The following is a 24,945-nucleotide window of genomic DNA, read 5'->3' as shown; positions in this document are numbered from 1 at the left end:
TGCGTGGTATAAGGCTAAAAAAATATTCGGATACCAATTAAATTGCACGTGTTAGATTTCGTTCTCAGTCAGTACAAACTTTTTTCTTCATTAATCGCCCTGCTGCTCTTTCCGCTGCTGGTTTCAGGGTGTTGCAAGCTGCTGGAAAAAGTAACACGCGGCAAAATTGACTCCCATCGCAAGCAGCGCGCCGAGCTGTTAGTAAAAACTATCGTGGCGTTTGTCTTTGTATGTGTCATGTTGGTGTTTTGGGGCATAGAACTAAAAGGGCTTTTAGTGCTCGGCTCTTCGCTTTTTGCCATGCTCGGAGTCGCTATGTTTGCAGGCTGGTCACTGCTTTCTAATCTGACCTCATTTTTGCTTATGTTCATTCAAAATGATTATCGCGTTGGCAATTGGGTACGCGTTGTCGATGGCGCAAACTTCATTGAAGGATGTATTGTCGAAATGGGATTAATGAGTGTGGTGCTGCGCCATATTGAGGGTCATAAAGTGGTTTACCCAAACAATTTGTTTGTCACTCGCCCCGTACTTGTGCTCAGTCAAGAGCCACAAAAACCCAAGCTCGCTACTACCAACAAAAGAGTATTAGGCCCTAAGAAATAGGGCCTATGTCATCAATAAAAGTTTCTAGCTGTTGCTCAACAATGCTATTGGCGTGGGCAAAATAGGCTAAGTGAAACACCGCATCGCCTTCATTCACCAGAGGCAGCATTTGCTGACCAATCACAATACCACTGCGCGGCGCCACTATTTCTTCTTCACTTTGGCCTAGGGGGCTGTCTATGTAGGCTAGCACTTGACCTTTGGCGACTCGCTCTCCGAGGTTAACCTGAGCACGTACAATGCCATCAACATCCGCCCGCACCCAGCTGGTTGCTGCGGCAACAACGGCTTCATGCAATTGCTTACGACGCTTACCTCTGAGCATACGCAACTGGCGCATGACGTTTTCTACTCCTTTTAAGCCTGCGTGAATGGCTAAGGCATCAAAACGCAAAGCTTCTCCCGCTTCGTAGGTGATCACAGGGATCCCAAGACCCGCGGCCTCACTGCGTAACGAGCCATTGCGTAATCGCGCATCCAGTGCCACCGGCGTGCCAAATGCCATGGCCATTTCTTTGGTCATTTCACACGACAGATCACCGCGAATTTGTGGCAGATTGGAACGATGAATGGCCCCGGTATGTAAATCGATGATGTGGGTACTTTGTTTTACCACCTGATCAAAAAACATATACGCCATACGGCCACCTAAAGAGCCACGTTCGGAGCCTGGAAAGCAGCGATTAAGGTCGCGTCTATCGGGTAAGTAGCGAGATTTATGAATAAAGCCAAATATATTGACAATGGGTACGGCAATTAACGTTCCCCGTAAATTGCTGGCGTCGATTTTACTTAATAATTGCCTAACGACTTCAACGCCATTTAATTCATCGCCATGAATAGCAGCACAGACCAGTAATACTGGCCCGGCTTCCGTACCATTGACCACCTCGATTGGAATGGTCATGGGTGTATGGGTATACAACTTAGCAACCTCAAGCTGCACCGTTGAGCGCTCACCCACTCCAACTCGAGTATCAAGCAAAGTAAATGGGCGGTTTATTTTAACCTTTGCCACGTGTCGCCGTCCTCTTAGCGGAAGCGTTTTTCTCAATAAATGAAATGATCATGCCGGCAATGTCTTTGCCCGTGGCTTTTTCAATGCCTTCCAACCCCGGAGATGAGTTCACTTCCATCACCAATGGACCGCGTTCAGAGCGCAACAAGTCGACCCCTGCAACGTTTAATCCCATCGCTTTGGCAGCTGCCACTGCTGTGCGTCTTTCTTCGGGAGTAATTTTTACCAAGGTTGCTGAGCCACCACGGTGTAGATTAGAGCGAAACTCCCCCGCTTGCGCCTGACGCTTCATTGCGGCGATCACCTTGTCACCAATAACAAAACAGCGAATATCGGCACCACCGGCCTCTTTAATGTACTCTTGCACCATGATGTGTGCTTTTAATCCCATAAAGGCTTCGATAACACTTTCAGCGGCTTTGCGGGTTTCTGCTAACACCACACCAATGCCTTGAGTGCCTTCCAAAAGCTTAATCACCACCGGTGCGCCGCCCACCATTTCCAATAAGTCTTTGACGTCATCGGGCTTGCTGGCAAACCCGGTAATGGGCATCCCCACCCCTTTTCTCGAAAGCAGTTGCAGTGAGCGCAGCTTATCTCTGGAGCGCGTAATGGCAACCGACTCATTAAGCGGGTAAACCCCCATCATCTCAAACTGTCTTAACACTGCACAGCCATAAAACGTCACCGAAGCGCCAATACGTGGAACAATGGCGTCAAAACCACTGAGCTTTTGACCTTTAAAATGGACTTCAGGCTCACTGCTGTTGATATTCATGTAACAACGTAAAGCGTCAAGCACAGCCACTTCGTGGCCTTGTTGCTCCGCCGCTTCAATTAGGCGTCGAGTTGAATACAGTGATTTATTCCTTGAAAGTATGCCTATTTTCATAAGTTATCCGGTTTTTTTGGTTAAATAAGATTGCTCAGGGTCAACAACTATCTTGCCACGCATGGCCGTACGACCTAGCAACATTCTAAATTTCATCGTTTCTCTATTACTTAAAGTGACCTCGATAGGCCAGCTCTGATCCGCGATGTGCAGCTGAGTTTCGATGACATAACGATTTTCTTTGTGGCCGCCAGAGTCCGTGACAACTCGTTGATCTAGTACCTTGGCTTCACTACAGACAACAAACTCTGCATCATCTTGTATCGGGTGGATCCAAAACCGCACCCATAGCTCGCCATTTTGTTGTTCAAATGGCTCTACTCGAAAAGCATGCAAGCAAGACGTTCTTGCACCGGTGTCAACTTTGGCCTTGATTTTCTTAATACCAAGCTCAGGCAATGACAGCCATTCTCTCCAACCCACAGTGATCATAAAAGCTTCTCTAAAAATTTGCGTTCGGACTTATACTGGTATTTAAGCCTGTTGAAAAACAAAATAATTTTATCTTCAAGATAAATAAATTCGTTGCCTTTACCTATCACTTAAAGGTAACACTCGTTGGCTTTTTTTCAACCAGTTCTTGGCAACCTTAATGAATCTGTTTTATCGTCAAGAGATTGAATTGAATTTGAAAAATTAATTCACTGTGCAATTCTTGCAACATCACATTTGATGGGATTTTTATCATGACAGGGTTATTACATGCCGTTGTGCTCGACGGCCAAGGTGGCGGAAGGATTATTGAAGACCTTAGCGAGGTTAAAGCCGTTATACACCAACAACCAATGTGGCTTCACTTTGACTACAGTTTCGAGCAAACCACCGAGTGGCTAAAGCAGCAAGACTTTTTAGAAGAATGGGAGTGGCAGGCACTGATTGCCGATGAAACTCGCCCCCGAACCGTGGTGGGTAGCGAGGGGTTATTAGTGTTTTTACGAGGCGTGAACCTAAACCCCAAACAAAGTCCAGAAGACATGGTTTCAATCCGTTGCTATGCCAACAAACGTTTACTTATCACTTGCCGCAAGCGCCACATAATGTCAGCGCAAGATATGTTAGCCGCATTAAAACAAGGTAAGGGTGCAAAAGACATTGGCGAGCTATTATCCACCCTAGTGGCAAGGCTATCAGGGCGCATGCAAGATATTATTTGGCAAATAGAAGAGCACCTAGATGGCTTTGAAGATGCCCTAGACAGCAGTGAGCAACTTCCCAATTACCAACAGTTAGCGACATTAAGACGCCAAACTATTGGCTTAAAACGCTATTTAAAGCCACAGAAGGTGGCCATTAGCGAGTTATTAGATTGCCAACAAGAATGGCTCGCAGATGAAGACTTACGCGTGTTAGAAGAAGCCAACAATGCCCTGAGTCGCTATGTTGAAGAGCTGGAAGCTGCTATTGAGCGTGCGCAAGTAATACAACATGGCATTACCAACCAACAAAACGAACAGCTCAACCAGCGCATGTACGTGATGTCAGTGGTGGCCGCGTTATTTTTACCGCTGGGGTTTTTAACCGGTTTATTGGGAGTCAATATTGGTGGCATACCTGGAACTGAATATACTGGTGCCTTTAGTATATTTGTGTTGCTGTTGCTATTGTTAACCCTAGGAATTGGCCTTTATTTTAAACGCAAAGGTTGGGTGTAATAATCGAAATGAAGCAAGAGGTAAAAAGTGGCGCTCTCGCTAGGGATCGAACCTAGAACTTAGCCTCCGGAGGGCCACGTGATATCCATTTCACCACGAGAGCGAGGCCATCATAATAATGCTATCTCACCACAATTGCTAGTCAATGTTGGCTAGATGCCTAATTAGTAACCTATTTTTAAAAAAAGCTGTACTTTAGGAAAAAAAACAGTTATTCAACTATGCTTTAAAAATAATAAATTATACTGAGACTAGGTCTAGTACTACTGTTAATAAGTAATGTAGCGATACATCATTATTGAGGATCCCGAATATGACACCCATGACAACCCAGCAAGTTGCAGAGTTTCTTGACGTAAAAATAGAGCGAGTTAGACGCCTTGCTCGAGAAAACTTGCTCGTTGCAAAAGACACTGACGGCAATGGCGAACCGATTTTCGATAAATCAGACGTGGAAAAATACAAAGAGCTCGCGAAACGGCTCGGTGGCCTGTAATAGCTAATGGTGGGTAGCTTGCAGCGTGCTAACCTACCCACTTTAATAGTACTGCTCTGAGCGTTGCAGCTTCATCTACCTCTCCCCTTTGCTCATACCACTCAATGCTCAATAAAAGGTAAATTTGGCAATAGAGTTTGAGCTTGGTCTGGCTGTAAACTGGGGGCTCTTGCTGCCTTAACATAAAGTAGTGTTGTAACACCCTGTGAGCTTGTGCCACGGTGCAACCAAAACTACATACCAAGGCTGCTAAATCAAAGAAGAGGTCATTGTGGCAAGCATACTCAAAATCGATAAGCTGCGTGCTGGACTCACCCACAATGATGTTACTTAGCACCAAGTCGTTATGGCAAAACGCCATGTCGCTAGGCAGACTCGCGAGCTGAGAGCGGATCCAAGCCATATCGACGCTCTTTTGCAGTGGCTCGGTTAGCTGATTAAGGTAACCGGGCAGATCTAACTGTTCATAGACATCGAGCTCAAGCTGGTGCACCTTGATGAGTTGCTCGAGTAAATCCACCCCAAGTATAGGGAAGCACTCTACCTCAGGTAAGTAGGTGAAAATCGCCATCCGCGATGTTAGGTCATAAGCCACCACTTGAGAGGTTACCTGTTGTTGTGCCAGCTTATTTTGCGCGCCAAGCGCGGCAACAGGTACCTCATGGCTGTAACACTTCAGCAATCGTTTTTCTTGGCCACTGTAAAGCAGGTAGTTTTTATTGCTCAGTCCTTTATTTAGTTTCACTAAAGCAGTCACGGGCTGTGTAAAGACGCGCTCTACTTGCTGCTGTAAGCGCTTTAGTTCAACGTCAGAGGCTGGCAATGTTTCTGCCTTGCTTTGACTCATATTCTTCATACCAACGCTTGTAGCCCCAACACGCCATTAAGGTGTAGAAAATGAACAGTACTAAGGTTGGGTAAAAGCCTTTTAGGTAGTATAGATAAATCGAAGCGGCATCAATCACCACCCAATACAACCAGTTCTCCAACACTTTCTTAGCCACCAAATAGGTGGTAACAACCGCAAAGCAGGTAGTGAAACTATCCAAATAAGCCAGATCGGCATTCATATAGTGTTTGGTAAAGTAGCCCAAGGCCACCGCAGCCACGGTGGTAAGCGCAATAATGCAAAGGTGACGAGAGGTTGACCAAGAAATAATGTCGCTGGGCTTGTCCTTTTCTCCTTGCCGCCACATCCACCAGCCGACAACCGCCATTACCATATAGTAAAAATGTAACAGTGACTCCATAACCAGCGCCCCATTCCAATAAAGAATGGTGTAAATTAGGGTATTAACGAACGCCACTGGCCAACACCAGATGTTTTGTCTTATTGCTAACAGCAGGTAAGCCACTGCTAGGGCGACAGCGATATATTCCCAACTCGACATAGCAGTAAAGCCTGCCAGTGTTTCCCGTAACCAGTCCATTAATCTATGTCACCTTGTCGCTGAGACAAGTCACCAGCAATATATTTGCAGACAAAAATGCATTTGCCGTACGCTGCAAAGGAACGTTTCATCTCTTGATTAATGATGTCTGTCACCACGTCATAGTCGCCAAAAATCTGGGTAGACATCACATTGGTGTTCACTTTTATCTGCTCATGTTGATTTAACCGATCAATAAAGCCTTGAATATATGGGATATAATCTTGGTGTAGTGGGTACTTACTTATTTCTACAGAAACCTTCATTGGCGTTCCTTTGTCGTGTGCAGAGCAATGTTTATTGCACGTTTAGGTTATGACCAGTCGTGTATTCAGACTTAGGAGTATAATTAATCCAGTCTTGTTGATAGCTGATTTTACCCTGTTCATCGAACTTTAGCACCATCAGAAAGCGCCATGGTCCGAGCTGCTGGCCATGGTACAAAAAGGCATTAAAACGTCCACGCACTAGGGCAGTCGTGGCAGTGTTATCAAAGTGCACAGCCGTTAGGTTAAAAAGTGACTGCTCATTCATCACCTTAACGGGGTTACTTGGCCAAGCAAAAAAACCGCTGATCGCAGACTTTCCCTCAGCGCGATGACCATACACCATGTCCTCAAGCACGGCGTCTTGAGCATAAAATGCCATAAACTGGTGAAGTCATCTCGTTGTTGATAGGTATTTAAATAGGCATGTACCTGCTCTTGCCATGCCTGCATTGGACTACTTTTACTGCTTTGGCAGCCGAGTATAGGTAACAGCAAAAGAAGTATCGCAATAGCACGCATAACCGCTCCTCATTGAACCAGCAATAACAGCAGTATAGTAAGCACTAAATGGCTCACTATACTGCGTTGAAAACCCTATACAGCGACTACGCCCAAAGGCTCACCGGTTAACCAGCCACCGCGAGTAAAGTCAGGGATAGAAATAGACTCACTGCGATTAGCCACAGACTGTGCTGATAATGGTGATATCACTGACCAAGCGGCGCCATCATAGACATCCTGATCCAAAGGCTCACCATTGCGCAGACAGTAAATCATGCGCCAGAACATTAAAAAGTCCATGCCACCGTGACCGCCATTTCGTTGTGCTTCTTCTCCCATGCTAAGCCACAATGGGTGATCATACTGCTGATACCAGTGAGTCATATCATAATCCCACTCATGAAAGCTTTTACTTCCCCCTTGCTCCAACGCGATGCGGTTAGGGAAACCGGCAAAAACGCCGTTGGTGCCTTGAATTAGGTTATGGCGAGAATAAGGCCTAGGCGTAGTGGTATCGTGTTGTACCACGATGCTGCGACCTTTCACCGTTTTAATCAAGGTGGTATTCATATCACCGGCAATATAGTCGAGTTGATTGCGCTCATGGGAGGGAGCAAACTCACGCTCTGCATAGGCGGCACGACCAAGCGCGGGTGAGCTCATGGAGGTTAGGTAATCAAAACGATCGCCACGGTTGATGTTCATATATTGTGACACCGGCCCTAAACCATGGGTGGGGTATAAGTTACCATCGCGTTTGGTGTGCCAATGCGTACGCCATGAGCCAGTTTTGTGCTCAATTTCTTTCATTTGCCAACGCAACTCATGAATATAAGCCGCTTCGCCATGCAGTAGCTCACCAAATACGCCCTGTCTGACCATATTGAGTACCATTAACTCATCGCGGCCATAATTGACGTTTTCCATCATCATACAGTGCTTTTGCGTGCGCTCAGCCGTATCGACAATTTGCCACATTTCATCCACGGTCAATGCCAGTGGCACTTCCACAAACGCATGTTTGCCACTGTTCATGGTATCGATGGCCATGGCAGCATGCCACTTCCAAGGCGTTGAAATAATAACGATGTCGATATCATCACGGCTTAGCATGTCTTGATAGGCGTGTGGCGAGCCACGGTATAACGCCGGCTTGTCGACGCCGCGCTCATTCACCAAGTAATCCGCCGATTTATTTAATACTTCATCGTGGGTATCGCACAGAGCAACAATTTTTGCTCCCTCGATGTGACTCATGCGTTTAACATGACCATAGCCGCGCTGACCAACGCCAATAAAGCCCACTCTGACAACATCCAGCTTCGGCGCAACCAGACCCATGACAGACTGGCCCTGTCGCTTTGGCGTTACGCTGCTAGTGTTATTCGAGCTCGCGCAGCCACTCACCACACCCGCAGCCGCGGCAACGCCAGCCGCTTTTAGAAAATCGCGACGATTTACAGATTTCATTTTTTCTCCTCGAAGACACTTCGCCATCACGCTACCCTATCCCAATATTAGGTTCAAAACATTGCGATAAAACAAAACCGCCTCGTAGCTGACGTTACGAGGCGGTAGTAAAGCATAAGAGGGCAATGGCTAAATTAAATAGCGTTTATAATCGCCGCTAAACGTGGCTCTTTTTCCACCACACTGCGATAAAGCGCAAACTGGTTTTTCGCTCTGTCTAAGTTGTGCTGACTGTGGTGGGTAGCAAAGTAGTTGTCGCCATCCAAATAATCGGTAAGAAAGCGCAGGCCAATCATAAACGGCATGACCTTCGCGCCCAATAAAAAGCTTTCTCGCTCAGCCGCGGTGATGCTGTCGCGCAATGGCGCAATATACCCTTCTGCCAAAGCGGCAAAAATATTTTCTCGCACGGCAACCTTGTCCAGCGCCGTTGAATCTTCTTCTTCCGGCGAGCAAAAGGTTCTTACCATGTCACCAAAATCAAACAGCCAATTCCCCGGCATACAAGTGTCTAGGTCGATCACCGCTCGGGCTGACCCATCTTTGGTGGAGAACAACATATTATTGATCTTGGTATCGTTATGACAAGCGCGTAACGGCACCTGTGATTGCACTTGTTGTAACTGTTCAGCCAAACCAAAGTGCTGTTGAAATTGCTCAATAAGCGCTGTGCAGTGCTGGGCTCGGTGATGTTTATCAGCAGCCAGTGCCTCATTAAAGGCACCTATTCGCATGGCTAGGTTGTGAAAGTCAGGGATAACATGGTGTAACTGTCGAGCGTCAAAGTCATTCAGTGCGTGCGAAAACCGCCCAAAAGCACTGGCTGCGGTTTTGGCTTGCTGCTCACTAGCCACCACATCTTCACTGTAGCTGCTACCAATAAAGACCAATGCTCGCCAATAGTCCTCACCGAGCTGCACTAAGTATTGCCCTGAGTGAGTGGCAACATGCTTGATAATCGCAAGACTATAACTGCCGTTAAGTGCTTTTTGCGTCAAATGCTTTTCAATCGCTCGGGCATTTTCCACTAACTGTTGCGGTTCAGGAAATACCTTGGTGTTAAGCTTTTGTACCACCAAAGATTGATGACCATCCTGTAGCAACATAGTGGTATTAATATGACCATTACCAATGTGTTTCACCCAGGCACGCTCACTGTTTAGCCCAAACTCATTGGCCAGTGTCTGTGCCACAGACTGGCATGCTTTACCTGCTTCTGTAAGGGTGGTATCAAATGGCTCTGAACCCAGAGCGCTATCTTCCCTGACGTGATTCATAGATTTTTCTCGCGACAATGTCTAACTCGTTTTTATAGGTTACCCCGTACCAAGGCGAGCTAGCTTGGTAAACCCAAACTATTTCAGTGCCTTTTTCGATACAGCTTTGAATGCAATCTGGTAAATAATACTCTTTTTTGACATCGTTGTCATAATTCTCTAAGAAGTCATAAAAACCCGCTTCTAAAGCATTAAACAAGCTTGGCAAGATCCCCCAACAGGTCATAGAGGCCAGTGCAGAGGGTGCAATATTAATGGCAGTTTGGTCAACATTTCCTCGTAACGCTTGAGACTCTTGACGAATATCTGTTACCTCCACTATCGATTGTAGTTTGCCCTCACTTACCTGACAAATCCCACGATTTACTCCCCCTTGTTGCGATAAGGTATGAGTAATGGGGTAGCCAATCATCGCCATACTGTGGTGGTGCTTAAAGTGCTCCACCAGGGAGATAAACGCATCAGGACCATAATAATCATCGGCGGTGATGACAATGGCAGGTGTTTTAATATAAGGCTTGGCACACAATAAAGCGTGTCCAGTGCCCCAGGGTTTCTCCCGCTCTGTACAATAACGTTCGAATGACGGTGGCACTTGAGTAAGAGATTGTTCAATCAAGGTAACGTTAATGGCTGGCGGCAAGCGGGGTAGCACTCGAGACTCAATGGTGTCACGCACTCGCGCGTTAATGATAAGGTACACCTCCTGAACACCAGCCTGGTGGGCGTCCAAGATGCTCAGCTCCATAATACTTTTGTTTATTCTCGCCAACTCAGCAACCTGCTTATCGCCACCAAAGCGACTGCCTAAGCCGCCGGCAAGAATAATTAATGCTGGGCTATTATCACTTTCCATCATTGATAAAACATCAAAATTTAACCAGGCGCACTAGTGTACTGAGGTTTCCTCGAGATTAAAAGTGTGGCACAAAAGTGAGTAGCCTCTGACTGGCTACTCGAACTTTTGACATAAGTACTTCACTTCTTGATATTCCAGCAATCCTTCTTGCGCCCCTTCTCGGCCTAGCCCCGAATATTTCATGCCGCCAAATGGTGCCATAGGATTCGATACCATGCCTTCGTTAATGCCTATCATGCCATATTCTAGCCGTGTACTAACACGCTGAATTTGATTCATATCTTGCGAATAAAAATAAGCAGCCAGCCCCTCTGGCACGCCATTAGCCAGTGCCAGCGCTTGTTGCTCATCGGCAAAATCAATGATGCTGACAATGGGGGCAAAGATTTCTTCATGGTAAATACGCATGCTGTCATTCACCCCAGTTAGGATCATCGGCGCCATAAACTGCCCCGACAGCGCGTCACCTTGGTAATGCACTTTCGCACCTTTATCTAGCGCATCCGCCAATAAATCTTGTGCTTTTTCCTTGGCTGCCATCGATATCAAAGGACCAATGTCGACTCCATCTTCGAGGCCATTGCCCACTTTCAGCTTACTGACTTGCTGCGTCAGTGCTGCCAATACCTTGTCTTGAATATCTTGCTGCAGCAAAATACGGTTGGCAGCCACACAGGTTTGTCCGCCATTTCTGAACTTGGCAGCCATTAGTCCTGAAACCGCACTTTCGACATCCGCACTATTAAAAATAATAAACGGTGCATTGCCCCCTAACTCCATTGAGGTACGTTTTACTGTCTCTGCGCACTGTTTTAATAATGCACTGCCCACCGCCGTGGAGCCGGTAAAAGTCAGTTTTCGCACCGCAGCAGACTCGGTAAGATGAGAAACCAATGTTTTCGAATCGTGAGTCACCAGCACTTGTAAAGCCCCTTTTTCCATCCCGGCCTGGATGGCAAGTTTGGCTAAGGCCAGTGCTGCCAATGGTGTTTTTTCCGAGGGCTTCAAAATAAAACTGCAACCTGCAGCATAAGCAGGAGCCACTTTGCGGGTGATCATGGCTAATGGAAAGTTCCAAGGTGTGATCCCAAGCACTACGCCAACGCCTTGTTTAATGGTGTGCAGTTGATGACTGGTGGTGTGGCTTGGGATCACTTGGCCATAAGCTCTTTTCGCTTCTTCGCTATACCATTCGATAAAGCCGGCAGCATAATCGACCTCACCTTGGGCTTCAGATAGCGGCTTACCTTGCTCTTTGGTGACAAGCTCAGCCAACTCCTGACGATGCTCCACCACCAACTCAAACCACTTTCGTAGTACTTGGCTACGTTGCTTTGCAGTGGTGTTAGTTAACGCATTAAAGGTTTCTTGAGCCGCGGCCAGAGCTTCATCAGCGCCTGCAGGGTCGGTATCAGACACTTTGGCCAAACACGCTCCCGTAGCGGGGTTGTAAACCTCAACAAACTGCTCACTTTGATAAGCTTGACCATTTATAAGTGAATATTCTGGGTTGTTGCAAAGTGACATATTACTCCTCCTTAAAAGGCAAAAAGCCGTAGTGTGACAACTACGGCTTTTTTGTTGCTTGAGTGAATTAGTATAGCGACTAAAACAGCTCAGGTATCAATGCTCTTCATTAACGATATTGAGATTGTACTTGGGTATTTCAACCACTAAGTCTTCATCTTTGATCACCGCTTGGCAACCTAAGCGCGACTCGGCTTCTAGTCCCCATGCTTTGTCGAGCATATCGTCTTCTAACTCATCGCTTTCATCGAGTGAGTCAAAGCCTTCACGGATCACCACATGACAGGTGGTACAAGCACACGATTTCTCACACGCATGCGGGATGCTGATGCCATTTTTTAGCGCAACATCCAGTACTGTTTCCCCTGCCGGCGCTTCAATGGCAGCACCCTCTGGGCATAACTCTTCATTAGGTAAAAAGATAATTTGTGGCATATTACACCTCGTCTACCGACTGCCCTTGCAGTGCCTTTTTAATTGACTGATCCATGCGTCGTGATGCGAAATCACTACTGGCATTATCTACTTCTTCAATCACTGATTTAATTTCATCTGGATCTTGCGCTTGCTGACGTACATTTGCAAGTTTATCCATTGCCGCGCGCAGTGTCGCCAACTCAGCATCAGACAGCAATGCCGAATCGCTCGCCAATGAAGCTTCAAGCGCCTCTAATACTCGCAGAGCTTCCACCTGTTGCTCTTTGAGCATGCGTGCTTGCATGTCATCTTTGGCATTGGTCATCGACTCTTTCAGCATGTTTGCGACTTGATCATCACTCAAACCAAACGAAGGTTTTACTTGGATTTCAGCTTGTACGCCGGTTGACTTTTCTTCTGCTGAAACACTCAGTAGGCCATCAGCATCGACTTTAAAAGTGACGCGAATGTGCGCCGCACCCGCAGCCATTGGTGGAATACCTTTCAGGCTAAACTTGGCAAGGCTACGACAGTCGTCAACCAGCTCACGTTCCCCTTGCAACACATGCAAAGACATGGCTGTTTGGCCATCTTTAAAGGTGGTGAACTCTTGCGCTCGAGCCACTGGAATGGTGGTGTTACGAGGAATAATTTTCTCTACCAGTCCACCCATGGTTTCCAGTCCTAACGACAAGGGTAAGACATCCAATAACAGCATGTCTGAGTCAGGCTTATTACCGACCAAAATATCTGCTTGGATAGCGGCACCAAGCGCCACAACGCGATCTGGGTCAATCGAGGTAAGCGGCTCTTTTTCGAAAAAGGCACCCACTTCATCACGCACCACAGGCATCCGCGTTGAACCACCAACCATGACCACTTGCAACACTTCTTCATTGCTAACATCGGCATCTTTTAGAGCGCGGCGACATGAGCGTAACGTCTTTTTCACCAGCGGCATCGCCATTTGTGCAAACTCATCTCGAGTAATGGTAACCACATGCAGCTGTTCACGTACAGCAAGCTCAACGTTTACCGTTTCATAGCTGGAAAGGGCTTCTTTGCACGCCTTAGCTTTATTGATGAAAAGTCTTAACTCATTCGGGTTGAGGTCAAACAGTTGCGTTTGCTGCTTAAAATAATCCACCAATAGGGCGTCAAAGTCATCGCCACCTAGGCTAGAATCACCACCGGTAGATAACACCTCAAATACGCCTTGGTTAAGACGCAAAATGGAGATATCAAACGTCCCGCCACCCAAATCATATACGGCAATCACACCCTCTTGGCCAGAATCCAAGCCATAGGCAACGGCGGCAGCGGTGGGTTCGTTTAATAAGCGTAATACATTTAAGCCCGCCAGTTCAGCAGCATCTTTAGTACTTTGACGTTGTGCGTCATCGAAATACGCAGGCACCGTAATAACGGCTCCCATCACATCTTCGCCGCCAAAGCTTGCTACGGCGCGTTGATGTAGACTTTTTAAAATTTCAGCGGATGCTTGAACTGGGCTCACTGCACCGCTTTGCGTGGCAATCGCTAATGCGCCATCGTGTTCGACAAATTGGTAAGGCAATTGACCATAGCTTTGCTCAATTTCGGCTTGCGTCTTACCTAAAAAGCGTTTTACTGAAATCAGGGTATTGGTGGGGTCTTCGGCAGAAGCCGCTTGAGCAGCGTCACCGACAATAATGCCTGAGTCAGTATATCTCACCACCGATGGTAACATGGGCTTGCCATTGTCATCGCTCAGTGTTTTGCTTTCACCACTTTGCACCGTCGCGACAAGCGAGTTGGTAGTACCTAGGTCAATACCAATTGCTAATTTATGTTCATGAGGTGCCGCGCTTTGCCCCGGCTCAGCAATTTGCAATAATGCCATAATGCTCTTTCACTTCTACGGTTGCTGACGGCTAAGCGCCATCAATCGAATAATTCATCTTCGATACGCGCTAACTCATCGCGCAGTTTGTACACAAATTTAAGCTTTCTAATATTGTCTGCTGCAGCGTCTAAATCGGATGGTGTTTCACTTTGCAGTTGCTGTGTTAGTGAAGCACTAAACTCTTTATCTAATGCTTTGATTTGCTTCTCAAAGTCAGCGATGGCGCTATCAAGATCCGAGGCCGAAGAAAGCTCTTCTAAGGCTTCTCTTAGCTCCATTTGCTGCATCAAAAACTGTGGATCTTGTAAGGTTTGTTGCTCAGCGCGAATATCCACCCCTTTTTCACTTAACATATATTCAGCACGTTTCACGGGGTGTTTCAATACGGCCAATGCATCATTGATCTCGGCGGTTTTCTGTACCGCTAGCAGTTTTTCACGCTCGCCCTTACCGGCAAATCGATCGGGATGAACGGCACGCTGTAATTCTAAGTAGCCCTTGTTCAGCTTCTCGAGATCGACTTGATAATCGACGGGTAAATCAAATAATTCAAAATAACGCATACATACCTAATATAGAAAAGCCCCACCAAGGTAGGGCTTTAAGCTAATCACTATATTCAATTATACGGTGAAGCTTTCGCCACAGCCACATTCGTCTTTTTGGTTCGGGTTGCTGAATTTAAACCCTTCGTTCAGACCTTCTTTGGTGTAGTCAAGCTCTGTGCCATCGATATAAACTAAGCTTTTAGCATCGACAATGATTTTCACGTCTTTGTCTTCAAAGACTTCATCGCCTTCGTCTAATTCATCAACAAACTCAAGAACATAAGCAAGACCTGAACAGCCTGTGGTTTTAATACCAACGCGCAGCCCGATGCCTTTTCCGCGATTGTTTAAAAAGGCTAATACACGATTAGCGGCTGCATCTGTTAACGTCACTGCCATAATATTCTCTTACTTCGCTTGTTTACTCTTGTAGTCTTTGATTGCTGCTTGAATAGCATCTTCGGCTAGAATTGAGCAGTGAATTTTCACTGGTGGCAACTCAAGCTCCGCACTGATGTCGGTGTTCTTAATAGTTGCTGCTTCTTCTAACGTTTTGCCCTTCACCCACTCAGTTACCAGTGATGATGAAGCGATGGCGCTACCGCAGCCATAGGTTTTGAATTTTGCATCTTCAATAACCCCAGTGTCAGACACCTTGATTTGCAGCTTCATTACGTCGCCACAAGCTGGTGCACCAACCATACCGGTTGCAACACTTGGGTCATTTTTGTCTAGCACACCCACGTTACGTGGATTTTCTACATGGTCGATAACTTTATCACTGTAAGCCATAACTATTTCCTCACTACCTGCTTGTGGCTGGAGTCAGTCCAGCCAGCGGCTAAAACTTGCTTAGTGGTGCGCCCACTCAACGCTATCTAGGTCAATCCCCTCTTGGTGCATTTCCCAAAGCGGTGACATTTCACGTAGGCGACCAATTGAATCTTTAATCAACTTGACGGTGTAGTCGATTTCTTCTTCTGTGGTGAAGCGGCCAATACTGAAGCGAATTGAGCTGTGTGCTAATTCGTCATTACGACCCAGTGCACGTAAAACATAAGATGGCTCTAGGCTTGCAGATGTACATGCTGAACCAGATGACACCGCAATGTCTTTAACGGCCATCAGTAGGCTCTCACCTTCAACAAAGTTGAAACTGATGTTGACAATACCTGGCACTGATTGGTCGATTGCACCATTAAAGTACACTTCGTCCATATCCATGATGCCATCCAGTAAACGCTTACGTAACGCACTGATGTGCTCATGGTCTTTATCGAAATCTTGTTTTGCAATACGGCAAGCTGCACCCATACCAACGATTTGGTGCGTTGCTAAGGTACCAGAACGCATACCACGCTCATGACCACCACCGTGCATTTGCGCTTCCAGGCGAGCACGAGGCTTACGGCGAACATAAAGTGCGCCAATGCCTTTAGGACCGTACACTTTGTGGCCTGAGAACGACATGAAATCCACTTTCAGGCTTTGTAAATCAATTTTCACTTTACCTGTGCTTTGCGCCGCGTCGACGTGGAACATGATTTTGCGTTCGCGACACATTTCGCCAATGGTGGCGATATCTTGAATCACGCCAAGCTCATTGTTAACGTGCATCACGCTCACTAAGATAGTGTCATCACGCATTGCCGCTTCTAGCTTTTTCAGATCAAGTAGACCGTTTTCTTCCACGTCCATATAGGTCACTTCAAAACCTTGGCGTTCTAATTCGCGGCAAGTATCAAGCACGGCTTTGTGCTCAGTACGTACGGTAATGATGTGCTTACCTTTTTTCTTGTAGAACTGCGCCGCACCTTTAATAGCAAGGTTGTTTGACTCGGTTGCGCCTGAAGTGAAAACAATTTCGCGCGGATCGGCGTTGATTAAATCGGCGATATCGTTACGCGCCTGATCGACCAGTTCTTCTGCCTGCCAACCAAAACGGTGTGAACGAGAAGCTGGATTACCAAAGTTACCATCCATCGTCAGGCAATGCATCATCTCGTCTGCAACACGCTGATCAACCGGAGTGGTTGCTGCATAATCTAGATATATCGGTAATTTCATTTATCTCTCCGCTTAACGTCAACCTATAGTTGACAGCTCACTTGAATATTGTCTAATTGCTCGATCACCTGCTTTACACGATGATCTTGTCGCTTGGCTACCGTTTGTACATCAGCATCTGCGACTAACTCGGCTAGGGAAATACTATTTAAAAACTCTTCTATTCGCACACTCAGGTCGGACCATAAAGAGTGAGTAAGACAACGCATGCCACTTTGGCAGCCACCGCCTTCCCCATGACAACGTGTGGCGTCAACTGACTCATCCACCGCACCAATAACATCACCAACGGAAATGGTATGCGAATCGCGGCCTAGTAAATAACCGCCGCCTGGACCACGCACTGAGCTTACTAGCCCATGTTTACGTAGTCGGGCAAATAATTGTTCAAGGTAAGATAGCGAAATCTCTTGTCTATCAGAGATATCAGCTAACGACACAGGGCCGATACTAGCGTGTAACGCAACATCTAACATTGCTGTTACGGCATACCTGCCTTTCGATGTTAATTTCATGCATGACCCCCGTTATTTTACCAAGACGCAAATTTTAATTACTTGACTAAGATAGTCAAGTATTAACCCCTTCTGGAGCCCAGATTCTGCGCTCTTGGCGATGCTTACCTGTAATACCTGAGTAAATTAATCAAGTATTAGCTTCATTTTAATTACCTGAGTAATTTAGTCAAGTATTATTGCTGAAGTTTTGTCCGCAATGTCGGTTGGGCTAGAAAAGAACAATTGGCTGACGACAGAGCGTCGCCAGCGCTGCGGTAAAAGGCCTTATTGCTTTTTAGTCGACTTATCAATTGAGCTTAAAATGCCGCGCAAAATATTAAGCTCTTGATCTTCCGGTCTGGCACGATTGAACAGTCTTTTCAACTTGGTCATCACCATGCCGGGATGCTGCTTGATGATAAATCCAGTGTCGCCCAGAGTACGCTCTAGGTGCTCATAAAATAGCTCCATCTGTTTTGATGATGGATAAACCGTATCATCGCTTTCTTCAGCAGGTTGCTCAAGCGAGTCTAAATAGGTCATGCGCGTTTCATAAGCGAGGGTTTGCACCGCCATGGCTAAGTTTAACGAGCTGTATTCTGGATTTGCAGGAATGCAAACGTGATAGTTACATAACTGCAGCTCTTCGTTGGTCAAGCCACTATTCTCGCGACCAAACACTAACGCCACCGGACCGTGCTTTGACTCACTGACGAGCTTTTGGGCGCAGCCTCTAGGGTCGACCATGGGCCATGACAGCGTTCTAGAACGAGCACTGGTGCCAATAGTGAGTGCACAGTCCGCAATCGCTTCTTGTAAGGTATCGACCTGCTGAGCGCTACCTAAGATATCGGTCGCACCAGCCGCCAATGCACTTGCATGGCTATCCACTTCACATGCAGGGTCCACTAAATACAGCTTTGACAACCCCATGGTTTTCATCGCTCGAGCAACAGAGCCAATATTGCCTGAATGTGAGGTGTTTACTAATACAATACGAATGTCTTCTAATGCCATTACCTGATTCTCAAACAAAAATAATGGCGAATTGTAGCACAGCTCAAACTGATCTCACTAAGATAGCCACGGATAAATAAAAATCGATGCAGGGCAAGGAAGTACAAAAAACAACCAGGTTTTTTTGTGGTTTTATATTTACTTTGCAGCAAAAGCCGCTAGAATACGCCGGCTGAAATATCCTGTTCTTTTACAACCTAAAGGTAATGCTATGCATCCAATGTTGAACATTGCGGTACGCGCTGCGCGTAACGCGGGTAAGATTATTCTTCGTGCCAGTGAAGATCTGTCACGCGTTGAAGCCTCACAAAAAGGCACCAATGATCTCGTTACAAATATCGATAAAGAAGCGGAAGTTGCTATCCGTGACACCATTTTAAAATCTTACCCTGAGCACGCAATTATTGGCGAAGAACTTGGCCTTCAAGAAGGCAAAGATGCAGATTACCAATGGGTTGTAGATCCTCTTGATGGTACTACTAACTTTGTTAAGGGTATCCCTCACTATGCGGTTTCTATCGCACTAAAAGTAAAAGGTCGCGTAGAGCAAGCCGTAGTGTATGATCCAATCCGCGACGAGCTTTTCACCGCTTCACGTGGTCAAGGTGCACAGCTTAATAACAAGCGTATTCGTGTTTCTAAGTCGATTGAGCTACAAGGCACTGTTATCGGCACTGGATTCCCGTTTAAACTAAAGCACCACTTGGACGCTTACCTAGAGGCATTCAAAGCACTATTTGTACACACTGCTGACATGCGTCGTGCAGGCTCTGCAGCGTTAGATATGGCGTATGTCGCTGCTGGTCGTATGGATGGTTTCTTCGAAATCGGCCTAAAACCTTGGGATACCGCGGCAGGCGAGCTATTAATCAAAGAAGCTGGCGGCATGGTTACTGACTTTGCCGGTGGTGCTAACTACAACCGCAGTGGCAACATCATTTGCGGCGCACCTAAGCTTTGCCAAGCCATTGTAAAAGAAATTCGTCCAGTATTAACCGAGTCTCTGTTGAAATAACAAACCTGGTTACTACTAAAAACCCAAGCCTGAACTTGGGTTTTTTTGTTTCTATTGAATGCGCTCGGGGGTTACTTAATTTCCACTCGAGAGGAGCGCATCACAACTTCATCGTTCAGTTCAATGCCAAGCCCTGGTTCCTCAGACACTTTGAAGATGCCTTTGTGTGGCTGCGGATCTTGCAAGCATAATTCACGGTTCCACTTTTTAATCGCATAAGTATGGTGTTCATGAATTAAGAAGTTCGGGATCGCGGTTTCTAAGTGTAACGCCGCGGCTGTGGCTACTGGGCCACCGCAGACGTGTGCTTGTATTCGAACATCAAAGATATCGGCGTAATCACATACCTTTTTGGTCTCGGTAAAGCCACCACATAAACCAATGTCTGGCTGTAAAACATCAATACTTTGATCTTCAAAATAAGGGCGTACCCCCCAACGATTGTACAAACGCTCACCACCAGCAATGGGCACAGCCGTCTTGTTAGCGACTTTAGCATGCAGAGAGTGGTTGAGGTAATTAACTGGCTCTTCATAGTACATGCAGTCAAATTCTTCGGCGATGTCGGCTATTTGTATGGCAGACGTGGCACCCGGTAGACTGTGACACTCAAAGATAATGTCAACCTCGTCGCCAACGGCCTCGCGAATGGCCTTCATACGAGCGCGGTAGAGTTTCATTTCAGCACGAGAAATAAGTTTAGTGCGATCATAATAAGTGTTGCCATGCTTGTCGTATTGAATTGGGTCGACCTTAACCGCATCATAGCCTTCGGCGATGGCTTTATGCGCCGCCTCAGCGTATTCATGAGGTTCAACCAGCGCTTTAAACTCCTGATCCCAGTCAAATTGCAATTGCGACGCATAGGTACGTAATTCTGGGTTCACCTTACCACCTAACAGCTGATAAACCGGCAGTTTTAGTGCTTTGCCTTTAATATCCCAAAGTGCGGTATCGATAGCTGACATAGCAGCATAGACCACCGGGCCACCACCGAGTCCCCAAAAGCTCTCGCGCAGCATCCGCGACCACAACAGCTCGGTTTGAAACGGGTCATGGCCAATTAAAAATGCCTCAGCCATTTCTTTTATCATGCTCGCCGCCGCGCTGTGTCCAAGGTCATACGCCAGACCCGCTTCCCCTACGCCAGAGATCCCCTCATCAGTGTGAATACGCACAAACACAGGGGTCCACGCTGGTCTATCGGGGCAATGGATATCAAATACTTCTACGCGATTAACTTTCATAAAGACTCCTATTGAGCAAAGCTTGGGTCTAAGCGGTAGGCTTTACGTAGCATCGCAGGCCACGCCAATTGCCCACCAGTGCTACCGCTATGGACAACGTTAGCTTGATTATAAATATTGTCGATAATGGGCTGTGGTACCGGTGTGGCTTTTTGCCCTGTTGCCTGAATGGCGACTTGGATTTCACAGGCCCGCTGCAGGTCATAAAAACGCATAAACGCATCACCTACGGTTGGCCCCACAGTTAAGCCACCATGATTCACCAACAACATATGATTGGTATCACCTAAATCCTCTTGCAGACGTTGTTTTTCTGCAGCATTCACAGCCAGTCCTTCGTAGCCATGGTACGACAAAGAAGGCAGTGAAAACATACTGTGCTGACTCAGCGGCAACAGTCCACACTCAAGGCTCGCCACCGCAATGGTTTCTTTGGTATGCAAGTGGATAACGCAATGGGCATCATCCCGCACCTCATGAATAGCACTGTGGATAGTAAAACCAGCGGGGTTTATTTCAAATGGTGTGTCATCCAAAATATTCCCTTGGAGGTCAACTTTCACTAAGTTTGATGCTGTTACTTCATCAAAGCTTAGGCCAAAGGCGTTCACCAAGTAATGATCGGTGCCCGGTAACCTTGCTGACATGTGCGTATAAATTAGATCCCCCCAGCGAAAATGCTCCACTAAGCGATAGCAGGCCGCTAAATCAAGGCGCAGCTGCCACTCTTCAGCACTGACTTTGTTTTTTAAATCTAATTGCGGTAATTCGAACATGGGAGATCCTTTATACAATACTTCCACATCTGGATGTATAGAAGTCTAAATTAAGTTATAACTGTCTGCAACTAAAAACCACCGCAAGCGGTGGTTTCGTCTGTGATTGTAAAGCAGTGCTTCAATAAGCGCTTTCTAGGCTGTAAGCCGCTTATTTAACCTTGCTTAGGTACTCGGCAATGGCTTCAAATTCAGCATCGCTGACATTGGCAACCATGGCTTTCATAGCAGAAGACATGCCGTTGTTACGTTTACCTGACTTAATGTCTTTCATTTGTGCCACTAGGTACTCTTTATTTTGGCCATTAATTTTTGGATACAAAGGCATAATTGGCGCTTTACCTTCTGCACCATGGCAGGTTTGACACATTTTTTGGGTATACAGGGCTTTGCCATCCGCCGCCATGGCGCTGGCTGAACTCAATGCACATACTGCTACAGCAGTCCCTACTAGTAGTTTTTTCATCTTGCTCATATCTTTACTCTTTTTATTGACGGTTAACGTTGTAAGTCAGTGTAGCCCAAAGTTTAACCTATGGCCTAATCACTACCACATCAAATCATCAGGAACTTCAAATTCAGCATAGGGATCGTCGTCATTGCCTTGTTGATCGTCTTCCACATGGAAAACAATATACTTCTCATCCACTTCGGCAATTTTCCTCGCTGGCTCGTCCTGTAATACATAAAATACGCCTTCCAACACGCAAATCGCCAGTCGACCTTTGGCTAGTGCCTGTTGAGTAGCCGTGTTAACCTCCAGCTCTTTCACCTTATTTTGATAGGTGAAGTTGAAGGTCACATCACCACGGATTTCATCCTGGTTGTGGTGCTCCAGTATTTGCTTAACGCGAGCAACTTGCTCTTTTTCTTTCAGCTCTTCTTGCTTAGCTTTATTGAGCTCTTCGGCACGCTTTTGCTGCTCTATCTTAGTCTGCTCAATATGCTTTTGCAGATCAGATTGGTCGCTGGTTGCGCCCTTCTTCTTTTTCTTTTGCTGTTTACGCTTTTGTGTTTTCGCCACTTTAGCGTTGTGCTCGGTCGTTAGGCCTGCCTTGAGCAACTGGTCTTGCAATGAACCCATAGTACAACTCCGTAAAATAGACTTTTCACTATTTTAACTCAGCCACTGCGATTGACCAGAGACGATAGCTAGGATCAACCACAAATCTAGCAAATTATTTATTTAAAACTGTGATATAGCGCAAAAAATGACTGACTAATTTGATATAGTTTAGGCCAAGTTACCAAAACTAAAAGCTTTCTTTGGGTATGCCAGTCATCCATCTGTTGCTGTGTTCTATATTTATCTTTTTTGTCTTGTATGCGCCACAACCCTTGCTGGCAGAATTTGCGCAGCAATTTTCAGTGTCTGCGTCGCAAGCGGGGACCTTGATGTCAGCGACCATGCTCCCCTTGGCCATAGCCCCCATTTGCTATGGTTTAATACTGGCAAAATCCAACCCCTTAAATGTGTTAAAATGGACCATGCTGTGCTTAGCACTGTCCTGCATTGCCTTTGCAAGCATGACGTCTTTTTCAGGACTGTTATTGGTGCGACTTATACAAGGTTTACTGCTACCTGCCGCGCTGACCGCAATGACAGGTTATATTGGCCAACAATTCAGTGGCGCTGCGCTGAAAAAAAATATGGCACTTTATATTGGTAGTACCATCATGGGCGGCTATTTTGGCCGTACGCTCGCGGCGAATATAGCAGTGTGGTTTGAATGGCAAAGCTTTTACTATATTAACGCTGTGCTGCTCACCTTGTTGGCGTTGAGCGTTCGCGCGCGTGGTCATAGCCCTGCGATAACCCCAGTGGCGCGTTTGCGGGACTATTTAACACCGCTAAAGCAGCCACACTTACTGCGCTTGTACAGCAGTGTGTTTTGTATGTTTTTTTGCTTTGCGGGGCTGTTGAACTTTTTACCCTTTATTCTTAAATACGATTTTAATTTAATCTCTCCAAGTCAAGTCGGCTGGGTTTACAGCGGCTACTTGGTTGGTGCACTGGGCTCTATTATCACCCCTTGGTTACAAGGGCGAGTAAGCTCAACTTGGTGGTTTCTCGGCGCCATGTTTGCCATCTATGCCTGCACTATCGCCCTTATGCCAATAGCCAACTTCAGTGTATTCGTCCTGCTTTTCACCTTGTTTTGCGCCTGTATGTTTATCATTCATGCCACTGCAGCTCCTTTGGCAAACAGTATCAGTAGCGCTCCCGCTACCGTCACTAATGGCGCGTATGTGTCGTTCTACTACAGCGGTGGCGTATTAGGGTCTTACCTACCGGGATTAATTTATGAATATGGTGGGCTGATGTACTTTGCCGCGGCATTACTTTTGGTGTGTCTTTGTGGCTTAGCCTTAAGCTTTAGAAATGGCCTCTACCCAACGCGGTGAATGACCGGTATGCTGCCAAAATTGTAATAAAGAGGCATAACTCAATACCCAGGTTTGGGTATTAACTAGAGGATGACACTGCCACAGTTCAGCGCTCTTAAGCTCACTATCGAGCCACAGCTCTACCGCTTGCTGATCGTCGTTATACAATGCTAAAGCCGATACGCAGCCCTGCTCTACTCCTAAATATTTGCCTAACCGCGCGGTTGAAGCAAACCCTAAGCGCGACACCTGTTGCGCCTTAGACAGGTGTTTTAGGTCTAGCTGCTTTTCTGCAGGGACAATAAACAAAATATGTCGTTTGCCATAATTATCGCGTAAAAATAGGTTTTTTAATCGGGTACCTTGGCGCTCTAACGCTAAACGGTCTGCATCGGCGCATGTATTAAGAGCAGGGTGTTGATACCCAATATAGTCTATCCCTAATTGCGCCAAGCAAGCATTGAGCTGTTGTGGGTTGTTACGGATCACAAGCACTTACCTCTTAGCTGCACACTGCGCTGACGCCAATAGACATCCGTAATGGTATGGCCTTGATTGCAATAGTTCTCGGCCGCTAATGCCGGTCCTAACAACTCTACCGCACGCTCTTCTAACCGTAGTTTTAAGCTCGATGAGTCTTCTATGCGCTCAAACTCGGCGAAGGCTTTTAACGCTCGGCGCGAAATAGGCTTGCTGGTATCAAGTTGCATGGCAGGGGTTGCAGCTACGGTGACAATAAAAGCGAACTCTTGCTCACCATTGGCTAAAGTACGTTGATGTAAAGTTTGTTTCTCTACCTCTAAGGTCGGGGCTTCAGGCTGACTGGCGCAACCTAACAATACCAGAGTAAACAGCATTGCCATTAATCGATAGGGAGTGGACATAGTACACTTTTGCTTTTTTGTTTTAAGGGCAGTGTAACAAAGAGTCGAAAAAAAAAGCGAAAAAATTTTCAGACCTCTTGACTCGATTTATAAAAATGATTAAATTTTCCTCGTTCAAAACGGAATGTGGGGCTATAGCTCAGCTGGGAGAGCGCCTGCCTTGCACGCAGGAGGTCAGCAGTTCGATCCTGCTTAGCTCCACCACTT

The 24,945-nt window shown here is 46.4% G+C and carries 30 protein-coding genes and 2 tRNA genes; 6 read left to right on the top strand and 26 right to left on the bottom strand.

The window, feature by feature from the left end; genetic code table 11:
* Positions 1 to 42 precede the first annotated feature (42 nt).
* Positions 43 to 606 carry a mechanosensitive ion channel domain-containing protein gene (locus ACNKW2_RS02065; protein WP_419147059.1) on the top strand — a complete coding sequence of 188 codons (564 nt, stop codon included), beginning with the start codon at positions 43 to 45 and terminating at the stop codon, positions 604 to 606.
* Here ACNKW2_RS02065 and ACNKW2_RS02060 read toward each other — a convergent pair.
* Genes ACNKW2_RS02060 through ACNKW2_RS02050 form a run of 3 tightly spaced genes read right to left on the bottom strand, consistent with a single transcriptional unit; the run spans position 596 to position 2,948 of the window.
* Positions 596 to 1,624, bottom strand: coding sequence for a succinylglutamate desuccinylase/aspartoacylase family protein (locus tag ACNKW2_RS02060; RefSeq protein ID WP_419147058.1), 1,029 nt, complete (start codon positions 1,622 to 1,624; stop codon positions 596 to 598). The two genes, ACNKW2_RS02065 and ACNKW2_RS02060, sit on opposite strands and share 11 nt — an antisense overlap.
* Complete coding sequence (gene rimK, locus ACNKW2_RS02055; protein WP_419147057.1) at positions 1,611 to 2,516, bottom strand: 30S ribosomal protein S6--L-glutamate ligase; 906 nt, start codon at positions 2,514 to 2,516, stop codon at positions 1,611 to 1,613. The genes ACNKW2_RS02060 and rimK overlap by 14 nt, the downstream gene beginning before the upstream one ends.
* Positions 2,517 to 2,519: 3 nt before the next feature.
* The gene (locus tag ACNKW2_RS02050; protein ID WP_419147056.1) at positions 2,520 to 2,948 is read right to left on the bottom strand and encodes an ATP-dependent zinc protease family protein; all 429 of its coding nucleotides are present in this window, start codon (positions 2,946 to 2,948) and stop codon (positions 2,520 to 2,522) included.
* A gap of 254 nt (positions 2,949 to 3,202) precedes the next feature.
* Here ACNKW2_RS02050 and ACNKW2_RS02045 point away from each other — a divergent pair, with 254 nt between their 5' ends.
* Positions 3,203 to 4,168, top strand: a complete 966-nt coding sequence (locus ACNKW2_RS02045; protein ID WP_419147055.1) for a zinc transporter ZntB — start codon at positions 3,203 to 3,205, stop codon at positions 4,166 to 4,168.
* 28 nt (positions 4,169 to 4,196) lie between these two features.
* Here ACNKW2_RS02045 and ACNKW2_RS02040 read toward each other — a convergent pair.
* Positions 4,197 to 4,271: transfer RNA gene (locus tag ACNKW2_RS02040), tRNA-Arg, on the bottom strand.
* 210 nt (positions 4,272 to 4,481) lie between these two features.
* On the opposite strand from ACNKW2_RS02040, the gene ACNKW2_RS02035 reads away from it, so the two are divergent.
* Positions 4,482 to 4,664 carry a helix-turn-helix domain-containing protein gene (locus tag ACNKW2_RS02035; RefSeq protein ID WP_336568792.1) on the top strand — a complete coding sequence of 61 codons (183 nt, stop codon included), beginning with the start codon at positions 4,482 to 4,484 and terminating at the stop codon, positions 4,662 to 4,664.
* A 28-nt stretch (positions 4,665 to 4,692) separates the two neighbouring features.
* Here ACNKW2_RS02035 and ACNKW2_RS02030 read toward each other — a convergent pair whose 3' ends face one another.
* From ACNKW2_RS02030 to trmJ, 16 genes are all read right to left on the bottom strand, one after another.
* The gene (locus ACNKW2_RS02030; RefSeq protein ID WP_419147054.1) at positions 4,693 to 5,511 is read right to left on the bottom strand and encodes a phosphotransferase; all 819 of its coding nucleotides are present in this window, start codon (positions 5,509 to 5,511) and stop codon (positions 4,693 to 4,695) included.
* Entirely contained in the window at positions 5,474 to 6,094 is a 621-nt protein-coding gene (gene pnuC / locus ACNKW2_RS02025) for a nicotinamide riboside transporter PnuC (protein ID WP_419147053.1), read from the bottom strand. The genes ACNKW2_RS02030 and pnuC overlap by 38 nt, the downstream gene beginning before the upstream one ends.
* On the bottom strand, positions 6,094 to 6,360 hold the full coding sequence (locus tag ACNKW2_RS02020) for a YkoF family thiamine/hydroxymethylpyrimidine-binding protein (RefSeq protein WP_419147051.1): 267 nt from the start codon (positions 6,358 to 6,360) through the stop codon (positions 6,094 to 6,096). Before ACNKW2_RS02020 ends, pnuC begins: the two co-directional genes overlap by 1 nt.
* Positions 6,361 to 6,391: 31 nt before the next feature.
* The gene (locus tag ACNKW2_RS02015) at positions 6,392 to 6,742 is read right to left on the bottom strand and encodes a Cif family virulence factor (RefSeq protein WP_419147050.1); all 351 of its coding nucleotides are present in this window, start codon (positions 6,740 to 6,742) and stop codon (positions 6,392 to 6,394) included.
* Between the two features lie 215 nt (positions 6,743 to 6,957).
* Positions 6,958 to 8,334, bottom strand: a complete 1,377-nt coding sequence (locus ACNKW2_RS02010) for a Gfo/Idh/MocA family protein (RefSeq protein ID WP_419147049.1) — start codon at positions 8,332 to 8,334, stop codon at positions 6,958 to 6,960.
* Positions 8,335 to 8,468: 134 nt separating this feature from the next.
* Positions 8,469 to 9,611, bottom strand: coding sequence for a phosphotransferase enzyme family protein (locus tag ACNKW2_RS02005; protein WP_419147048.1), 1,143 nt, complete (start codon positions 9,609 to 9,611; stop codon positions 8,469 to 8,471).
* Positions 9,589 to 10,470 (bottom strand): NTP transferase domain-containing protein, encoded by an 882-nt coding sequence (locus tag ACNKW2_RS02000; RefSeq protein WP_419147047.1) that lies wholly within the window; start codon positions 10,468 to 10,470, stop codon positions 9,589 to 9,591. Before ACNKW2_RS02000 ends, ACNKW2_RS02005 begins: the two co-directional genes overlap by 23 nt.
* Before the next feature lie 93 nt (positions 10,471 to 10,563).
* Positions 10,564 to 11,997: an NAD-dependent succinate-semialdehyde dehydrogenase gene (locus ACNKW2_RS01995; RefSeq protein ID WP_419147046.1), complete on the bottom strand. Its 1,434-nt coding sequence runs from the start codon at positions 11,995 to 11,997 to the stop codon at positions 10,564 to 10,566.
* 96 nt (positions 11,998 to 12,093) lie between these two features.
* Complete coding sequence (fdx, locus tag ACNKW2_RS01990; RefSeq protein WP_419147045.1) at positions 12,094 to 12,432, bottom strand: ISC system 2Fe-2S type ferredoxin; 339 nt, start codon at positions 12,430 to 12,432, stop codon at positions 12,094 to 12,096.
* A gap of 1 nt (position 12,433) precedes the next feature.
* A complete protein-coding gene (gene hscA, locus ACNKW2_RS01985; RefSeq protein WP_419147044.1) occupies positions 12,434 to 14,296 on the bottom strand; it encodes a Fe-S protein assembly chaperone HscA in 1,863 nt (620 codons plus the stop codon).
* A 41-nt stretch (positions 14,297 to 14,337) separates the two neighbouring features.
* Positions 14,338 to 14,862, bottom strand: coding sequence for a co-chaperone HscB (gene hscB / locus ACNKW2_RS01980; RefSeq protein WP_419147043.1), 525 nt, complete (start codon positions 14,860 to 14,862; stop codon positions 14,338 to 14,340).
* A 60-nt stretch (positions 14,863 to 14,922) separates the two neighbouring features.
* The gene (gene iscA, locus ACNKW2_RS01975) at positions 14,923 to 15,246 is read right to left on the bottom strand and encodes an iron-sulfur cluster assembly protein IscA (protein WP_336568776.1); all 324 of its coding nucleotides are present in this window, start codon (positions 15,244 to 15,246) and stop codon (positions 14,923 to 14,925) included.
* A gap of 9 nt (positions 15,247 to 15,255) precedes the next feature.
* Positions 15,256 to 15,639 (bottom strand): Fe-S cluster assembly scaffold IscU, encoded by a 384-nt coding sequence (gene iscU, locus ACNKW2_RS01970; protein WP_419147042.1) that lies wholly within the window; start codon positions 15,637 to 15,639, stop codon positions 15,256 to 15,258.
* Between the two features lie 60 nt (positions 15,640 to 15,699).
* Positions 15,700 to 16,914 (bottom strand): IscS subfamily cysteine desulfurase, encoded by a 1,215-nt coding sequence (locus ACNKW2_RS01965; RefSeq protein WP_419147041.1) that lies wholly within the window; start codon positions 16,912 to 16,914, stop codon positions 15,700 to 15,702.
* 23 nt (positions 16,915 to 16,937) lie between these two features.
* Positions 16,938 to 17,429, bottom strand: coding sequence for a Fe-S cluster assembly transcriptional regulator IscR (gene iscR / locus ACNKW2_RS01960; protein WP_336568771.1), 492 nt, complete (start codon positions 17,427 to 17,429; stop codon positions 16,938 to 16,940).
* A 267-nt stretch (positions 17,430 to 17,696) separates the two neighbouring features.
* A complete protein-coding gene (gene trmJ / locus ACNKW2_RS01955) occupies positions 17,697 to 18,428 on the bottom strand; it encodes a tRNA (cytosine(32)/uridine(32)-2'-O)-methyltransferase TrmJ (protein ID WP_419147040.1) in 732 nt (243 codons plus the stop codon).
* A gap of 211 nt (positions 18,429 to 18,639) precedes the next feature.
* Between trmJ and suhB the strand changes: the two genes are divergently transcribed.
* A complete protein-coding gene (gene suhB / locus ACNKW2_RS01950; protein WP_419147039.1) occupies positions 18,640 to 19,443 on the top strand; it encodes an inositol-1-monophosphatase in 804 nt (267 codons plus the stop codon).
* A 71-nt stretch (positions 19,444 to 19,514) separates the two neighbouring features.
* Here suhB and ACNKW2_RS01945 read toward each other — a convergent pair whose 3' ends face one another.
* The 4 genes from ACNKW2_RS01945 to ACNKW2_RS01930 all read right to left on the bottom strand — a co-directional run bounded on the left by ACNKW2_RS01945 (position 19,515) and on the right by ACNKW2_RS01930 (position 22,550).
* Positions 19,515 to 20,690, bottom strand: coding sequence for a mandelate racemase/muconate lactonizing enzyme family protein (locus ACNKW2_RS01945; protein ID WP_419147038.1), 1,176 nt, complete (start codon positions 20,688 to 20,690; stop codon positions 19,515 to 19,517).
* 8 nt (positions 20,691 to 20,698) lie between these two features.
* Positions 20,699 to 21,466, bottom strand: coding sequence for a class II aldolase/adducin family protein (locus ACNKW2_RS01940; RefSeq protein WP_336568763.1), 768 nt, complete (start codon positions 21,464 to 21,466; stop codon positions 20,699 to 20,701).
* Between the two features lie 151 nt (positions 21,467 to 21,617).
* Positions 21,618 to 21,941 carry a c-type cytochrome gene (locus tag ACNKW2_RS01935; RefSeq protein WP_336568762.1) on the bottom strand — a complete coding sequence of 108 codons (324 nt, stop codon included), beginning with the start codon at positions 21,939 to 21,941 and terminating at the stop codon, positions 21,618 to 21,620.
* Positions 21,942 to 22,013: 72 nt separating this feature from the next.
* Complete coding sequence (locus ACNKW2_RS01930) at positions 22,014 to 22,550, bottom strand: DUF2058 domain-containing protein (RefSeq protein WP_419147037.1); 537 nt, start codon at positions 22,548 to 22,550, stop codon at positions 22,014 to 22,016.
* A gap of 188 nt (positions 22,551 to 22,738) precedes the next feature.
* Between ACNKW2_RS01930 and ACNKW2_RS01925 the strand changes: the two genes are divergently transcribed.
* Positions 22,739 to 23,872, top strand: a complete 1,134-nt coding sequence (locus ACNKW2_RS01925) for an MFS transporter (protein ID WP_419147036.1) — start codon at positions 22,739 to 22,741, stop codon at positions 23,870 to 23,872.
* Here ACNKW2_RS01925 and ACNKW2_RS01920 read toward each other — a convergent pair.
* Positions 23,837 to 24,343 carry a prolyl-tRNA synthetase associated domain-containing protein gene (locus ACNKW2_RS01920; RefSeq protein ID WP_419147035.1) on the bottom strand — a complete coding sequence of 169 codons (507 nt, stop codon included), beginning with the start codon at positions 24,341 to 24,343 and terminating at the stop codon, positions 23,837 to 23,839. The genes ACNKW2_RS01925 and ACNKW2_RS01920 overlap by 36 nt on opposite strands.
* Positions 24,340 to 24,738, bottom strand: coding sequence for a hypothetical protein (locus tag ACNKW2_RS01915; protein ID WP_419147034.1), 399 nt, complete (start codon positions 24,736 to 24,738; stop codon positions 24,340 to 24,342). Before ACNKW2_RS01915 ends, ACNKW2_RS01920 begins: the two co-directional genes overlap by 4 nt.
* A 128-nt stretch (positions 24,739 to 24,866) precedes the next feature.
* Between ACNKW2_RS01915 and ACNKW2_RS01910 the strand changes: the two genes are divergently transcribed.
* Positions 24,867 to 24,942, top strand: a tRNA-Ala gene (locus ACNKW2_RS01910).
* Positions 24,943 to 24,945 lie beyond the last annotated feature (3 nt).

This window comes from Pseudoalteromonas 'SMAR' (assembly GCF_048515945.1).
Taxonomy (GTDB): domain Bacteria; phylum Pseudomonadota; class Gammaproteobacteria; order Enterobacterales; family Alteromonadaceae; genus Pseudoalteromonas.
The sequence above is the reverse complement of the archived record's forward strand: the minus strand, read 5'-3'. Positions and strand labels throughout refer to the sequence as shown.